Consider the following 16888-nt stretch of genomic DNA (forward strand, 5'->3'; position numbering starts at 1 on the left):
TTACAAACCACATTCAATTAAAGATTTTTAAGATTATTGACCATAATATCGAGATTATTACGGATTAAATAAGCCAAGTTAATATCAATACCTTCAAGCATTTTTTCTTCAACTTTCAAAACCACTTCATTACATTTATTTAGCTTATCAATACCGCTGTCTGTCAGTGTAATTAAAATACGGCGGCCATGTGTTGGATCAGGTTTTTTCTCAATCCAGCCATTCACCAGTAAATCTTGCAAAATTTTGTTGGCAGATTGCGGCTTTATGAAAGAGCGCTCAGCAAGCTTGGCATTAGATAAATTACTTTTTGAAGCTAAAACAGAAAGTGCAGTAAATTGCGGTAAGGTAATTTCAAGCTCTTTTAAATGTTCTGTTAAATGTTTACTAATAATTCGGTCAACACGAGCAATCATATAACTTAACTTAGGCTCATCTTCTACTTTTTTTGGAACTAAATTCGAACGTACCATAACCTTTCATTCATCATAAGAAAATCTGTAGTGAAAGTATGAGGTTCTAACCCCATACTTTCGTTAAAACTTAGCGAGCACCTGAGCTTTGTACTAAATGTACAGGCTGTTTAGGTTTCTTGACAAGAAGTAATGCAGAGATCGCTGCAATTAAAATCACTGGAATACTTGAACCAATCACGATGGTCGAGCTTTGCCCAAGCGAGAGTAAAAAACCAGCCATTAAAGGTCCAGCAAACGAACCAATACGCCCGATTGCAACCGCAGCGCCAACTCCGGTTCCACGCATTTCGGTTGGATAATACATGGCAGCCAAACCATACAACGCCGATTGCCCACCCACAATGAATAAGCCACAGCCCACTGCCGAAAGTGCAAGTAAAGCAACGGTTGGGGATATTGCTAAACAACAAAGCGAAAATAAAATACCGAGATAAATCAGCTTAATCACAAAACTCATGCGTAATTTATCAAGTAATACACCCATGAGAATTGAACCTAAAATTCCACCAACGTTGTAGCCCATCTGTACATAGTTTGCCTGAAGTTTCGATAAGCCTTGCGCGCCCATCAGTAACGGCAACCAGTTCAACAAGAAATACAGTACCACCAGCGTACAGAAAAAACTGACCCAAAGTTGAATGGTCGACATACGACGCTCTTTTGCAAATAAAACTTCCAAGAATGGAGTCGTTTTTTGCGCTTGACCTTTACGTTGCAGGTAATCATTTGACTCAGGTAAAAAGCGCATAATCAGTGGAATGAGTAAAATTGGCGCAATCCCACCAATATAGAAAATATGACGCCACTCTGCGTCGCCAGCCAACGACATGGCAACTACAGAAGTAAGTAATCCACCAAAAGGAATACCGCTATACATAATACTTACCGCGGTACCTTTATATTTATCAGGTACAGCTTCAGATGCCAGTGTAATCATCATTGGAAGTGCCCCACCCATTCCTAAACCAGTACAAAAACGAATGAGTAACAGCAAACTAAAGTTAGCAGCATAAGCCGTTAGCAAAGACATAATTCCAAAAAGTAAAATACTAAAAATCAGAATTTTCTTACGCCCGACAATATCGGCAAATCTACCGCCTAATATTGCACCTGGTAACGTCCCTAAAATTGCAGCACTAAACGCCCACGCCATCTGGGCATTGTCTAACATGAACTCAGCCCGCATTCGTGGAGCGGCTACCCCCATTGATTGAAGATCAAACCCTTCAAAAATTGCTATGGCAAAGCACAGTAGCAACGTGATTTTTGCCCTTGAAGGCTGTCCTGATATTTTTTCCATTGTGTTGTCCTTTATTGACTAGTCGTTCCATTTAGCCCTTTGTGTATTGTTGTTTAAACACACCAAAAATATCAGTTAAACTTACTAAAAAATCAACATATTTTTATATTAAATTAATTTAAAAAATAATTATTAATTAAAATACAATGAATTAAAAAATATTTATGAAATTTTATAAAAAAGACTTGAATGTAAGTTTAACTGATATTAGATTAAATCCCAGAACAGCTAAAAATCATTCAAGGAGTATGAAGATGAGTTATGAAAACCGCTGGGAAACAGTAGATGTCAAAGTTGAAGATGGAATTGCATGGGTAACACTAAACCGCCCAGAAAAGAAAAATGCCATGAGCCCAACACTCAATCGTGAAATGATTGATGTGCTCGAAACTCTTGAGCTTGATCAAGATGCGCGTGTTTTAGTTTTGACGGGTGCTGGTGACTCTTGGACAGCGGGTATGGATTTGAAGGAATATTTCCGTGAAGTCGACACTCAGCCTGAAATTTTCCAAGAACGTATTCGCCGTGACTCTTGTCGCTGGCAGTGGCAACTTCTTCGTATGTATTCAAAACCAACTATTGCTATGGTCAACGGCTGGTGTTTTGGAGGCGGTTTCTCACCTTTAGTGGCTTGTGACCTCGCAATTGCAGCAGATGAAGCAACTTTCGGTTTATCTGAAATTAACTGGGGAATCCCGCCAGGTAACCTTGTAAGCAAAGCAATGGCAGATACCGTAGGTCACCGTGCATCTTTGTACTACATCATGACGGGTAAAACCTTTAGTGGTAAAGAAGCTGAAACCATGGGCCTTGTGAACAAAAGCGTACCGCTTGCCCAATTAAAAGCAGAAGTGACTGAACTTGCAAATTGCTTACTTGAGAAAAACCCTGTGGTTCTTCGTACCGCTAAAAATGGATTTAAGCGTTGCCGCGAACTGACATGGGACCAAAACGAAGACTACTTATATGCCAAACTTGATCAATGTATCCACCGCGATACAGAAAATGGCCGCCAAGAAGGTTTGAAACAATTCTTAGATGAAAAATCAATTAAACCGGGTTTACAGAGTTATAAACGTACTGGTTAACTTTTGATACTTTAATGGCAATGTAAGGACACAACCCATGCAAAATGTACAGTTACTTATTCACGGTCAATCTGTTGATGCATCAAATCAGGCAACTTTTGAGCGTATCAGTCCAATTGATGGATCGGTGGCAACTCAAGCTGCTGCTGCAACGTTGGAAGATGTTGATCGTGCAATCGATTCGGCACAACAAGCTTTTAAAGTATGGTCGAAACTCTCGCCTACCGAACGTCGCTTACGCTTATTAAAAGCAGCCGATTTAATGGACCAAAAAACCGAGCAATTCATTCAAACTGGAATGCAAGAAACAGGTTCAACTGCGACATGGTATGGGTTTAACGTTCACCTTGCTGCCAACATGTTACGTGAAGCAGCAGCAATGACTACACAAATTGACGGAAGCCTGATTCCGTCAGATGTGCCGGGCAATCTTGCAATGGGTGTACGGGTTCCTTGTGGTGTGATTGTAGGGATTGCTCCTTGGAACGCTCCTGTGATTTTGGCAACACGTGCACTTGCCATGCCTTTGGCTTGTGGTAACACGGTAGTGTTAAAAGCCTCAGAAGCCTGCCCAGCAACACATCGTCTCATTGGTGAAGTGTTACATGAAGCGGGTCTGGGTGAAGGTGTCGTGAATGTGATTACGCATGCCGCCGAAGATGCACCACAAATCGTGGAGCGCTTAGTGTCTCATCCAGCCGTGAAACGCATTAATTTTACCGGCTCAACCAAAGTCGGAAAAATTATTGCCGAGACTGCTGCTAAATATTTAAAACCAGTTTTACTCGAACTCGGTGGGAAAGCCCCTGTTGTGGTTTTAAATGAAGCTGACATTAATGAAGCCGTAAATGCAGTTGCTTTTGGAGCATTCTTTAATCAGGGTCAAATCTGTATGTCGACCGAACGTGTTTTGGTTCAAGACAAAATTGCCGACCAGTTTATTGATAAACTGATTGAAAAAACCCGCTCTATTCGGGCAGGCAATCCAACTTCAAAAGACAATGTGCTGGGTGTTTTAGAAAGTCGACGCGCTGCAAACCGTATTCAGCATTTGCTGGAAGATGCCCAAAACAAAGGGGCTGACTTACCTTTAGGTATCCATATTGAAGACACCACTATGCAACCGACGCTGGTGCTCAATATTAAACCTGACATGCTGCTTTACCGCGAAGAATCATTTGGACCTGTATGCACAGTTCAACGTTTTTCAAGTATTGAAGAAGGCATAGCATTGGCAAATGACAGCGAGTTTGGTCTGTCTTCGGCAGTGTTTAGCCAAAATATTTCACAGGCATTAGAAGTCGCTAAACAGATTGATTCGGGTATTTGTCACATTAACGGCGCAACCGTACATGACGAAGCTCAAATGCCATTTGGCGGAACAAAATCGAGTGGTTACGGACGTTTTGGTAGTAAAGTCTCTGTTGCCGAATTTACCGAACTACGCTGGATTACTATTCAAACCCAATCACGTCATTACCCGATTTAGTCAGGCTAATGCGAACACAGACATATTAAATAAAAATTGCATGATGCAAAAAATAAAGCGCAGTGATGCGCTTTCCATGGAGTGAAAGAAATGCAAATGAATGCCACTCAATCACAAGACCGCGAACGGTTCGTAAAATTAGGGCAACATGATATTCATTATCACCATAAAGATGACACGCTCTATATCAGCCCAAAAGAGCAATTAAAACCGTATCCACAAAAACTGACAGATCGGTTAATTCATTTTGCACAAACCAAACCCGACCATATTTTTGCAGCAAAACGCAATGCTCAAGGCGAATGGGTCAAACTAAGTTATGCAGAAGTTCTACAACGCGCATGGCACATTGCTCAAGCTTTGCATGACCGTAATTTAAGCCAAGAAAGGCCACTCGTCATTTTAAGTGGTAATGATCTTGAACATTTAACACTCTCTATGGGTGCCATGCTGGCGGGTGTGCCTTTCTCAGCTATTTCCCCTGCCTACTCTCTGATTTCTCAAGACTTTGGTAAACTCAAACATGTGTTTGAAGTGCTGACACCTGGTATGGTTTATGCCAGCGATGGACAAGCTTTTGCCAAAGCGATTCAGGCATGTATTACGCCTGATATTGAAGTGGTGACCAACAAAGGAATTGTGGACGATCAGATCTGCACATCTTTTCAATCGCTGTTAGATACACCAGTTTCAAATGTTCAAGAGTTTTATCAAACCCTTGATGAAAACCAGATTGCTAAATTTCTATTTACATCAGGCTCAACTAAATTACCTAAAGCTGTACCGACCACACATTTAATGTTGTGTGTTAATCAGCAAATGTTATTGCAGACTTTCCCTGAGTTTGAAGAAACGCCGCCTGTCCTACTCGACTGGCTGTCTTGGCACCACACATTTGGCGGCAGTCACAATGTCGGCATCGCACTCTATAACGGCGGTACGATTTACATTGATGATGGCAAACCCGTTGCCGGAAAATTTGACGAAACTATTCGTAATCTCAAAGAAATTTCTCCGACAGTTTATTTAAATGTGCCAAAAGGTTGGGAAGAACTCACCGAAGCGTTAGAAAAAGATAAAGAATTAAGAGACCGCTTTTTTGCTAAGGTTAAAATTTTATTCTTTGCAGGTGCAGCGCTTTCAGAAGCGGGCTGGAACAGACTCGATAAAATTGCTCAGCAACATTGCGGAGAAAAAATTCGCATTATGAGCGGATTGGGTATGACTGAAACTGCTCCCTCTTGTGCTTTTACAACTGGCCCACGTGTGATGGCTGGCTTTATTGGTTACCCTGCTCCGGGATGTGAAATTAAGCTGGTTCCATGTGGCGACAAACTTGAGTTTTGTGTTCGTGGTAAACATGTCATGAAAGGCTATTGGCGGTTAAAGGCGGACCAGCAAAGCACTATTTTTGATGATGAAGGCTTTTTCCATACAGGCGATGCCGTTCGTTTAGTCGATATCAATGATCCAACCAAAGGACTGATGTACGACGGACGAATTGCTGAAGACTTTAAACTCAATACAGGCACTTTTGTGAATGTGGGCACACTACGCAACAAAGTGCTCATTCAAGGTAATTTACTGATTCAAGATGTCTGCATTACAGGTTCAAACCTGAATGCGGTTGGCTTTTTGATTTTTCCAAAATTAGAAGCGTGTGCTCAACATGCTGGCCTTAAGCTTGGTGAACATTCTGCAATAGAGATATTGCAACACCCTAAAGTCCAGCAATGGTTCCGCCAATTTTTAACGACCTTTAATAAAGATGCGACTGGCAGTTCAAATACAGTCTCAATGCTTTATTTAATGACCGAGCCACCTCAACTCGATGCAGGCGAAGTGACCGATAAGGGCAATCTCAATCAGAGCAGTATTACCAAGCGTCGTGCAGCATTAATTGATGAGCTTTATCAAAAGCAGACTGATAACCCGCTGATTATACGGGTGCCCACCTTAAAGCAATAAGCAATTGAAATAAAAAAGGAAGCTCAAACTTCGGTTTGGGCCTTAGCCTCACTTTTGCCTAAAAAAGGTTCAACATGCCACACGATACAGAATTTGAACTATTTCGGGATAGCTATCGCAGGTTCTTAAAAGAACAGGTTGCCCCGTATTATGAACAGTGGGAACACGATGGCCTTATCCCACGTGATCTATGGCTTCGTCTTGGGGAAAATGGCTTTTTGTGCGTAGATGTTCCCGAAGAATACGGTGGCTACGGTGCTCCTGTTCATTTCTCCCTCATGCTGGTTCAAGAAACAGCTCAAGCGGGCTTTGCGTCTTTGGCAGTTGCGATTGGCGGGCAAAATGAGCTGGTCTCTCCTTATCTGCAAAATATCGGATCCGAAGAGCAAAAACGTTATTGGTTACCGAAAATGGTGACAGGTGAAGTCGTCACTGCAATTGCCATGACCGAAGCCAATGCTGGTTCAGACCTACAGGCTATACGCACTCAAGCGATTTTAGAAAATGATCATTACCGTATTAATGGTTCAAAAACTTTTATTTCAAATGGTTTGCATGCCGACCTGATCGTTTTAGTAGCGAAAACTGATCCTCAAGCTAAAGCAAAAGGCATATCAATTTTATTAGTCGATGCCACTTTAGACGGCGTTAAAAAAGGTCGGTCTTTGCAAAAAATCGGGCTGCATGCCCAAGATACAGCCGAACTGTTTTTTGATGATGTCTGTGTGCCTGCAACTCAGCGTTTGGGTGAAGAAGGTCAAGGTTTTGCTTATTTAATGCAAGAGTTACCTCGTGAACGTTTAAGCATTTCAATGATGGCGTTGGGGTCAATTTTAGGCGCCATTGAAATTACTAAAGACTATGTTTTGGAACGTAAAGCTTTCGGACAACCGTTAAGTCAAATGCAAAACACACGCTTTGTGCTCGCAAACGCTCAAATCAAAGCAAAAGCCGCACAAGCCTTTGTAGATCAATGTGCGGCGCTTTATCAACAACACCAGTTAAGCGTCACTCAAGTTGCCGCACTGAAGTGCTTTATTACCGATGTCCAATGTGAAGTGATTGATCAATTACTTCAGCTTTTTGGTGGCTACGGTTACATGCAGGAATATCCGATTTCACGCTTTTTTGTGGATGCACGCGTACAAAAAATTTATGGGGGAACCAATGAAATTATGAAAGAAATCGTAGCCCGAGAACTGCTCGGAAAATAATTCGATTTAAAACCAAACAAGGCAGACACAACAACTATGCCTTGTTTAAAACAAAAAAATGTTATTTCAGGAAGAAATGCTATGTCGAAATTATGGATGTACTCTACCCTCATGCTCTCAGGTTCAGTGTGGGCTGGCAGTTTTATTAATAATAGTTCAGTAGAACTCACCACACGAAATTTCTATTTTGACCGCGACTACCAAGAGCAATCTGCTTACCCTGCAGCCAAAGACTGGACACAAGGTTTTATTCTTAAAGCCAATTCAGGTTATACCGAAGGAACTGTCGGTTTTGGGCTGGATGTGCTTGCAACGGCGGGTTTTAAACTTGATGCCGATGCAGAGCATGGAGGTACAGGTAACTTACCTAGAGACACGCGCACCAATGAACCTGCTGACTCTTACGGTGAAATTGGGGTCACAGCAAAAGCGAAAATGAGCCAGACCGAGCTACGCATTGGTACCCTAATGCCAATGAACCCTGTTTTAGTAGCGTCACCTGCTCGTTTGCTTCCTCAAACTTATCGAGGCATTTCACTGACCAGTAAAGATATTAAAGATTTTGATTTACAGGCAGCCTACCTCGATAAAGTGAATCATCGTGATTCGACCAACTATGAAAAAATTAAAATTTCTGGGGTGAATGGACGATTTAAAGGCGCCGAAACTGATGGGCTTTATTATTTAGGTGGAAACTATCAGTTTAATCCTGCACTCAAGCTCACCGCTTTTTATATGGATGTTGATGACCTTTATAACCAAACCATGGTCGGCGCACTACATCAACACAAAATTAATGACACTACTAATTTTAGCTCTCAATTACGTTACTACCGCAGCCGAGATGACGGACAAGCAAAAGCAGGCTTAGTCGATAATGACCTTTATCATGCGCATTTCGAACTCAAACATCAAAACCATAAATTTATTTTTGGAACCTTCCAACATCACGGCGACACCGCTTTTCCGTATTTGACGGGAGGTGAAACGGGTCTACTCATTGATACATGGCCGGGCGAGTTTTTAAACCCAAAAGAAAAGGCCTATAGCTTCCGTTATGAATATGACTTTAAAGATTATGTACCGGGTTTACGTTTTATGACCCGTTACACCACAGGTCACAATATTTATGCACCCAACTTAGGCGGAACCAATTTAAAAGAACGCGAAACAGACTTTGATTTAGGCTACACCGTTCAAAGTGGCTGGTTAAAAAATTTAGGATTACGCGCACGCTACGCTATTTATGACAACAACATGCTCTCTACAGCCAACATCAAACCTGTAAACGAAACCCGTATCAACATCGACTACACATGGAAATTTAAATAATTCAAAACGAGAGGTTCTGTCACACATAGAACCTCTTTTTATTTCGGGAAATTCATCATGAAAAAAGTTGTAACGCTACTCTGCGGAATTTGTTTCATTGGCCTGACTCATGGCGAAACGCAATATAGCCCTCCACCTATTCAGCTTGAGCCTTTAGCAAAATTTAGTGTTGATCTAAATGCACCTGTTTGGGAATTAGGCACAACCAGTGATGCTGGTAAACGCCGAATTATTCCTATTACAGGTGGGACATTTGAAGGTAAATCCCTTAAGGGCCGCATTTTAAATAATGGCGCAGATTGGCAAATTGTCGACAGTAAAGGGCTAGCCATTATTGATACGCGATATCTATTAGAAACCAATGATGGTGCGCTTATTTACCTTCAAACCAAAGGTTACCGCCATGGCTCGGCAGAAACGCTAAAACAGCTTGCCCAAGGCAAAGATGTCGATCCGAAAAATTACTATTTCAAAATTACCATGCAGTTTGAAACCAGCTCACCTAAATACTCATGGCTTAACCAGACCGTTGCGGTAGGTAGTGCAATGCGTTTGGGCAAAGCGGTTATTTATGATGCCTACACCTTGAAATAATAATTTTTATAAAACTTTCAAAAGGATGGACCCTTCACTATGGATCAAAAAATTTTAGAACACTTACCCCCCATCCATCACCATTTGGGTGGACATAATATCCATTGGAATGACCAAAACACTGAACTCACCATCCAGTACACGGCGCTTGAAAGCTTTACCAATCCACGCGGCACCGTTGAAGGCGGCATGATCTGCGCCATGCTTGACGATGTGATGGGACTTTTTGCATTTCTCGCCAATGGCCGTAAACCCGCTACCACCATCAACTTAACAATGGATTTTTTAAGGCCCTGTGCTGTAGGTGAAGTCATTACAAAATGCCGATTCATTAAACAAGGCAAAACTGTACTGAATCTCGAAAGTGAAGCTTGGCAAAACAACAAAATGATTGCACGAAGCACAGCTAATTTTTTGGTTTTAGATTAATTACAAACATTCATTCAATAAGGATATGAATAAATGAATTACACCAACAATAAACGAATTTTGACCCGCTCCGCTTTGGTGCTTGCCATGCTTGGTGCTTTGGCAGGCTGTGGAAGTGATAATGATGACACAACGGTTCCGTCAACAACCAAACCACCACAATTATCTCCTGCTGTTGGCGTAAAAATGACAGGAAGCTGTTCAGACTTACTGGGGTTTCAGTACAACAATACAGTCATTAGCTCAGCTACCCTTCAAGAAGCAGGTACATTGACTGTCGCCAACAAACCGATTGGCACTCATTGTTTGGTTAAAGGTTATATGGACCAACGTGTAAGCCCTGTCGATGGACAAACCTATCAAATTGGTTTTGAAATGCGCTTACCAATAGACTGGAATGGTCGTTTCCTCTATCAAGGCAATGGCGGAACCGATGGTAATTTAGTCCCTGCAACAGGTCAGGTTGGTAGCGGTGGCCCACTGACCAATGCCCTGCATGATGGTTTTGCGGTCATTTCTTCCGATGCTGGACATAATGCCTCACAAAATCCAATGTTCGGTTTAGACCCTCAAGCCAGAATTAACTACGGCTACGGTGCGATTACCAAACTCACGCCTATGGCAAAAAACCTAATTAAAGCCGCATATGGTAAATTGCCAGACCGCTCCTATGCAGGCGGCACATCGAACGGCGGACGTCATGCCATGATTGCCGCAACCCGTTTGGGCGATCAATATGATGGAATTTTGGCAAGCACACCGGGTTTTCACTTACCTCGTGCAGCCGCGGCTCAACTCTACACAGCACAACAGCTTCGTCGTGTCGCAACAGATGAAAATGACCTAAGTACTGCTCTAACTCTTCCAGAGCGCAAAGTATTAGCAAAAGCTATTTTAGATCGATGCGATGCCTTAGACGGTGTTTCAGATGGGCTGGTTCAAGATGTCGAAGCTTGCCGTACAGCTTTTGATATTCATAAGCATGTACCCGTTTGCTCAAGCACAAGAGATGGGACTTGTTTAAGTACCGAACAAATTGATGTATTAGCCAACATTTACCGTGGTCCTGTAAACTCTGTTGGACAAGCGCTCTATGCAACCCAGCCTTACGACCCCGGTTTAGTCGGCAGTAACTGGGCAAGCTGGAAATTCGAATCTTCGGTGGGAACAGCTCGTGACCCAGTTGCAGTCGGCATTCTTTTTCAAGTCCCACCAGACCCAACTGTGACTCAAAATTCTAGACAATTTGCCTTTAATTTTAACTTCGATACCGACTATCCAAAACTCTCGGCAACCAATGATGTTTATACTGAAAGTTCGATGTCTTTCATGATGCCACCTGATGAACTTAATCTAGATAAACTCCGTAATCACGGTGGAAAAATGATTGTGGTACAAGGCACAGCAGACGGCGTCTTCTCTGTAGATGACACCCAAAATTGGTACGATCAACTGCTACAACACTATAAAAATGATGCAAAAAGTACAGCACCTGAATTTGCGCGTTTCTTTAGAGTTCCGGGCATGAACCATACCCGTGATGGTATTGCGACCGACCAATTTGATGCATTGACTGCTTTAGTCAACTGGGTGGAATATGGACAAGCACCTGACAAAATCATTGCGGCTGCACGCGGTGCAGGTAATCCGAGTGGTCAAATTAATACTGAGCTTCCACAGGACTGGGCGCCAGACCGCACCCGTCCACTTTGCCCTTACCCACTGATCGCCCGTTACAATGGTCAAGGTGATAGTGAGAAAGCTGAAAACTTTAGCTGTAAATAACACCCTATAAAATTAAAAGAGAGCTAAACAGGCTCTCTTTTTTATCTTAATATTAGCTCAAGTTTTACTGCTTAAACTTTTTAATACTTTTAGACAGATGAGCTCGCATCATTTGTCGAGCCAACAAACCATCCTGATCGACAATTGCGTTATAAATATTGACATGATCATGATGAACCGCTTTTAAATATTCTTCGCGGTTTTCAGGACTTTGCTCAATAGATTTTAAGCGTGCACGCGGTATAATTTTTTCACCCAGATACTTTAGAAAATCAACGAAATATTGGTTTTCAGAAGCTTCAGCAATGGCAATATGGAAATCATAATCAGCTTTTACTGTGCCATCATTTGCATCTGATGAAATATGACGTTCAAAGTCTTCAAGCGCAGCTTTCATTTTATCGATATGGATTTGCTTACGGCGCTCTGAGGCTAAAAAAACTGCTTCCGACTCAAGGCTAATTCGAAGCTCAAGTAAAGAAACAATATCGTTAATGGTTTCTAAACTGGCATTAGACAGCAAAAAATTCTGTTCAACCGTCTGTTCTTTTACAAAAGTACCAATCCCGTGACGAGTCTCGACAAACCCTAAAGAACGCAACTCAGTGATGGCTTCACGAATAACAGAACGGCTTACTTCAAAAGTTTCAATTAATTCAAGTTCGGTCGGAATTTTCTCTCCGACTTGGAAGTCTCCAGACTGAATTTTTTCGATCAGTTGTTCTACAATAATCTGGCTTAGTTTTTTTGTTGATCTAGGTTTAATTGCACTAGACATAATCTGAAGAACTCATGAAATGTTGAAAAAATTAGAAAATTCATTTTACTATAAACTTAGACGATAGTCATATTCGGTTTTTATACCTCTAAGTTATTAAAATCAAAATATTTTATCTCCCTTATCTAGCTCTCACATATATTTAAAAAGTAAGCAACTTATGCTTCTGTTGATATTTAATAATGCGTTGAATAAGTTAAAAAATATGCAGCTCAATACCATTGATTGAGCTGCACAACTTTTAAATTTGAGCCTGAGTTAATTGCCCATTGACCAGACGAGTAATCTGTAGTGGATTACTATCTTTTAATGCATCGGGTAATAAAACTTGTGGTGTATTTTGGAAACATACCGGACGCAAGAAACGCTCAATCGCTCCCGTACCCACCGAAGTTCCGCGTGCATCACTGGTTGCAGGGAAAGGACCACCATGTACCATGGCATCAGACACTTCAACTCCTGTCGGGAAACCGTTAAACAATACACGGCCAGCTTTACCGGTTAGCAAATGAAGAAGCTCGCCTGCTTCAGACAACTCATTTTCATCACCAATAATGGTTGCCGTGAGCTGTCCACCTAAAGACTCGATCCCTTTTAACAAAGTCGCTTTATCTTCTACGCCAATCACAATCGACATTGGCCCGAAAACTTCATGTTGTAGTTTTGGGTTGCCTGACAATAAAACAGATTGATCCGCTTTAAATAGATGTGCTTTTGCTTGAGAAACTAGCTCGGCCTCTTGTCCTGTCGCAATAACTTCAAAACCAGCTTCACTGTTTAGAGCATCAATACCTTGACGGTAACTTTTTAAAGTTCCTTCATTCAGCATGACCTGAGGCACAGCTTTTTGCGTGCTTTCAGCTAAAGCTGCTACGAAACTGTCAAATTCAGGTCCTTCTACACCTAAAATTAACCCCGGTTTTGTACAGAACTGGCCACATCCCATATTAAATGAGGCAACCGTATCCTGAGCAATTTGTTCACCACGAGAACTCAGCGCTTGAGATAAAACCACTACAGGGTTCACACTCGACATTTCAGCAAAGAATGGAATTGGCTGAGGACGGCTCTGCGCAAGGTTATAAAGTGCCATTCCGCCTTCAAGAGAACCCGTAAAACCGGCTGCCTGAATCAGTGGATGTTCTACCAAGTTTGCGCCAATACGGCCGCCAAAAATCATATTGAATGTGCCGTTAGGCATATCGCAAACTTCGATTGCTTTTTCAATGGCTTCTGCAACAAGCTCAGCAGTTGCCATATGACCAGAGTGTGCTTTAAAGACAACCGGACACCCTGCTGCTAAAGCAGCTACGGTATCACCGCCTGCTGTTGAAAATGCAAGTGGGAAATTACTCGCGCCAAACACAGCAACCGGTCCTACTCCAACTTTATATTGACGCAAATCGACACGCGGCAAAGGCTTACGCTCTGGTAATGCCACATCAATACGAGCACCATAAAAATCGCCACGGCGTAAAAGTTCAGCAAACAGTCGAAGCTGACCAGTAACACGGCCTGTCTCTCCTTGAAGACGAGCAAGTGGTAAGCCTGTTTCAAGTGAAGCGACTTCTTGCAAGTTCGCACCTAATGCTTCAATTTGGCGAGCAATCTCTTCTAGAAAAGAGGCACGTTGCTCTTGAGAAGTTTGGCTATAAACTAAAAAAGCGTTATGTGCAGCTTGAGCAGCCTGATCTACTTCTTCAAGGGTCGCCTGACTAAATACATAACCTATTGGCTGATAATCTTTTGCAGCTATACTTTCTAGGGCTGGCGCATTTGCAGCAACACGTTGACCATTAATAAACTGCCGACCGTTATTTTTACTCATTTTAAAGCTCCAATACCTAAACAGTTAAAATTATTGCGGACCGAGTGTCGCAATGAGGGCAGCCAAATCTTCATAGTCTGCTTGAGTTAAATCACTTAATGGTGGACGCACAGGACCTGCATCATGCCCAACAATTTTGGCACCAGCTTTAATCATGCTTACCGCATAACCTGATTTACGGTCGCGAATTTTAATCAATGGCAAGAAGAAATCTTTAATCAAACGATTCGTTGTTTCAAAGTCATCACTGCGAAGCGCGTTATAAAACTCCATTGCAGTCTTTGGAATAAAGTTAAATACAGCTGATGAATAAACTGGGCAACCTAAGGCTTTATATGGCGCTGCAAAAACTTCTGCTGTTGGTAAACCACCTAAATACGACAAACGATCACCCATAGTCTGAGTCACTGCTGTCATCATATCGATTTGACCAGAGCTGTCTTTAAAACCGATTAAGTTCGGGCACATCTCAGCTAACTTTTGGATTGAATCGAGATTTAATCTTGAAACGCTACGGTTATAAAAAATTACGCCAAAGTCTACTGAGTTACATACTTGCTTAACGTGTTCGATCAAACCTTCTTGGCTTGCTTCAGTTAGGTAATGCGGCATTAACAAAATACCGTGTGCACCTAAGCGCTCTGCTTCTTTTGCCTGTTCAATCGCCTGACGTGTCGGACCACCTGCCCCAGCAATAATCGGTACACTACCTTTACAAGTATCGACAGCAGTTTTAATCACGTCAGAGTATTCACTTCCAGTTAACGAGAAAAACTCACCTGTACCACCCGCAGCAAATAATGCGCTTGCACCATAAGGCGCTAACCATTCAAGACGTTTTGCATAAGAAGATTTATTAAAGTCCCCATTTTGGTCAAAATCAGTAACCGGAAAAGAAAGAAGGCCATCAGAAACAATGTTTTTTAACTCAAGAGCATCCATTAGAAAATATCCATACATGTTTATGTTGTCAGACATCTTACATCATAAATTTTATTTTAATCAATATATTTTTCCTCTGAAAAATTAAATTTTTTAAAAAGATCAAAGTTCATTATCTAAAATAATTTAACCTATTGTTTTATAAAACATCTTTAAAAACTCTCAATATTAGGACTAATCGTTAGACATAAAAAAAGCTGCCCATATGGACAGCAAAGCATTAAGAAAACTCAAAAAGCGAATTTTTCAAAGATATCGGTAAAACATTAACGAACCAAACAAGGCTTTTTATTATTAAATGACCAGTTTGGTATTAAAAATTGCATCGCATCGGCATCATTACGAGCTCCTAAACCTTTTAATTTATAGAGCTCATGGGCTTGGTTAATTCGGTCCCAGTCCAACTCGACACCAAGTCCCGGTGCGGTTGGCACCTGAATTTTACCGTCTTTAATTTCAAGCGGTGCTTTAGTGAGCTGATCTGTACCTTCTTGCCAAATCCAGTGCGTATCAATTGCCGTTACCTTACCTACCGCAGCGGCAGCAACATGTGTAAACATGGCAAGTGAAATATCAAAGTGATTATTAGAATGCGAACCCCACGTTAAATTGTACATATTGCAGAGTTGTGAAACTCGAACCGAGCCTTCCAATGTCCAAAAATGTGGATCAGCCAAAGGAATATCAACAGCTTGCAATTGAATACTATGCGACATTTCTCGCCAGTCCGTAGCAATCATATTGGTCGCAGTGGGTAAGCCTGTTGCACGTTTAAACTCGGCCATAATTTCACGGCTTGAATAACCTTGTTCTGCACCACACGGGTCTTCTGCGTAGGCCAACACTCCTTTAAGATGTTTGCCTAAAGCAATTGCTTCGTCTAAAAACCATGCTCCGTTTGGATCAAGCGTCACACGCGCTTCTGGAAAATGGCGCGCGATAGCTGTAACAGCTTCGGCTTCTTGTTCGCTCTGTAATACGCCACCTTTTAACTTAAAGTCTTTAAACCCATAACGGTCATAAGATGCTTCTGCTAAACGCTGCACAGCCTCAGGTGTTAACGCTTTTTCATGACGGACTTTATACCAGTCATGGTTATGCTGAGGTGTAGTCGCATAGTCTAATGAAGTCTGTTTTCGGTCGCCGATAAAGAATAAATATCCTAATACTTCAACTTCACTACGTTGCTGACCTTCACCTAGTAAGCTTGCGACATTCACATTTAAATGCTTGCCAAGCAAATCAAGTAATGCTGACTCATAAGCCGTTACAACATGAATTGTGGTACGTAAATCAAAGGTTTGATTGCCTCGACCACCACTGTCACGATCAGCAAAAGTTTGCTGAATTTTTTTAAGTAGATTTTTATATTCGCCAATCGGCTGCCCTTCTACCAAGGCTTTAGCATCATTTAATGTCGCTAAAATTTTTTCTCCACCCGGAATTTCACCTACACCAATATTTCCAGAGTTATCTTCGATAATAAGTATGTTACGAGTGAAATAAGGTCCATGAGCACCACTCAAATTGAGCAGCATGCTGTCATGTCCAGCAACAGGAATTGCTCGAATTGATTTAACGATAGGTGTAGAGGTCGCCATTAAAATACTCCTTGGCATTCTGATACTATTTTTTCATTACCAAAACTTATAAGACATCAGACAA

Annotated in this window: 14 protein-coding genes; 8 read left to right on the forward strand and 6 right to left on the reverse strand. The window is 41.7% G+C overall.

Annotation, left to right across the window (positions count from 1 at the left end; translation table 11 throughout):
• Window positions 1-17: 17 nt before the first annotated feature.
• Window positions 18-473 carry a MarR family transcriptional regulator gene (locus tag AAC388_RS12820; RefSeq protein ID WP_017386391.1) on the reverse strand — a complete coding sequence of 152 codons (456 nt, stop codon included), beginning with the start codon at window positions 471-473 and terminating at the stop codon, window positions 18-20.
• A 70-nt stretch (window positions 474-543) separates the two neighbouring features.
• Window positions 544-1776: a 3-(3-hydroxy-phenyl)propionate transporter MhpT gene (gene mhpT, locus AAC388_RS12825; RefSeq protein ID WP_032037968.1), complete on the reverse strand. Its 1233-nt coding sequence runs from the start codon at window positions 1774-1776 to the stop codon at window positions 544-546.
• Between the two features lie 248 nt (window positions 1777-2024).
• Here mhpT and AAC388_RS12830 point away from each other — a divergent pair, with 248 nt between their 5' ends.
• The 8 genes from AAC388_RS12830 to AAC388_RS12865 all read left to right on the forward strand — a co-directional run bounded on the left by AAC388_RS12830 (window position 2025) and on the right by AAC388_RS12865 (window position 11675).
• Window positions 2025-2864: a p-hydroxycinnamoyl CoA hydratase/lyase gene (locus AAC388_RS12830; protein WP_169538806.1), complete on the forward strand. Its 840-nt coding sequence runs from the start codon at window positions 2025-2027 to the stop codon at window positions 2862-2864.
• Between the two features lie 37 nt (window positions 2865-2901).
• On the forward strand, window positions 2902-4353 hold the full coding sequence (locus AAC388_RS12835; RefSeq protein ID WP_342370755.1) for an aldehyde dehydrogenase: 1452 nt from the start codon (window positions 2902-2904) through the stop codon (window positions 4351-4353).
• Window positions 4354-4434: 81 nt separating this feature from the next.
• The gene (locus AAC388_RS12840) at window positions 4435-6321 is read left to right on the forward strand and encodes a feruloyl-CoA synthase (protein ID WP_342370756.1); all 1887 of its coding nucleotides are present in this window, start codon (window positions 4435-4437) and stop codon (window positions 6319-6321) included.
• A gap of 74 nt (window positions 6322-6395) precedes the next feature.
• On the forward strand, window positions 6396-7535 hold the full coding sequence (locus AAC388_RS12845) for an acyl-CoA dehydrogenase family protein (RefSeq protein ID WP_342370757.1): 1140 nt from the start codon (window positions 6396-6398) through the stop codon (window positions 7533-7535).
• An 81-nt stretch (window positions 7536-7616) separates the two neighbouring features.
• A complete protein-coding gene (locus AAC388_RS12850; RefSeq protein WP_342370758.1) occupies window positions 7617-8867 on the forward strand; it encodes an OprD family porin in 1251 nt (416 codons plus the stop codon).
• 57 nt (window positions 8868-8924) lie between these two features.
• Entirely contained in the window at window positions 8925-9461 is a 537-nt protein-coding gene (locus tag AAC388_RS12855) for a DUF3237 domain-containing protein (protein ID WP_342370759.1), read from the forward strand.
• A 39-nt stretch (window positions 9462-9500) separates the two neighbouring features.
• A complete protein-coding gene (locus tag AAC388_RS12860; protein ID WP_342370760.1) occupies window positions 9501-9890 on the forward strand; it encodes a PaaI family thioesterase in 390 nt (129 codons plus the stop codon).
• 33 nt (window positions 9891-9923) lie between these two features.
• Window positions 9924-11675, forward strand: coding sequence for a tannase/feruloyl esterase family alpha/beta hydrolase (locus AAC388_RS12865; protein ID WP_342370761.1), 1752 nt, complete (start codon window positions 9924-9926; stop codon window positions 11673-11675).
• A 64-nt stretch (window positions 11676-11739) separates the two neighbouring features.
• Here AAC388_RS12865 and AAC388_RS12870 read toward each other — a convergent pair whose 3' ends face one another.
• From AAC388_RS12870 to gudD, 4 genes are all read right to left on the reverse strand, one after another.
• Window positions 11740-12453 (reverse strand): FadR/GntR family transcriptional regulator, encoded by a 714-nt coding sequence (locus tag AAC388_RS12870; RefSeq protein WP_005042034.1) that lies wholly within the window; start codon window positions 12451-12453, stop codon window positions 11740-11742.
• Window positions 12454-12694: 241 nt separating this feature from the next.
• A complete protein-coding gene (locus tag AAC388_RS12875) occupies window positions 12695-14281 on the reverse strand; it encodes an aldehyde dehydrogenase (NADP(+)) (protein ID WP_202732792.1) in 1587 nt (528 codons plus the stop codon).
• 30 nt (window positions 14282-14311) lie between these two features.
• Window positions 14312-15223, reverse strand: coding sequence for a 5-dehydro-4-deoxyglucarate dehydratase (gene kdgD / locus AAC388_RS12880; protein ID WP_009387806.1), 912 nt, complete (start codon window positions 15221-15223; stop codon window positions 14312-14314).
• Window positions 15224-15489: 266 nt separating this feature from the next.
• On the reverse strand, window positions 15490-16824 hold the full coding sequence (gene gudD / locus AAC388_RS12885; protein ID WP_130173956.1) for a glucarate dehydratase: 1335 nt from the start codon (window positions 16822-16824) through the stop codon (window positions 15490-15492).
• Window positions 16825-16888 lie beyond the last annotated feature (64 nt).

The organism is Acinetobacter sp. D009, from assembly GCF_038562025.1.
GTDB classification, from domain to species: Bacteria; Pseudomonadota; Gammaproteobacteria; order Pseudomonadales; family Moraxellaceae; genus Acinetobacter; species Acinetobacter pittii.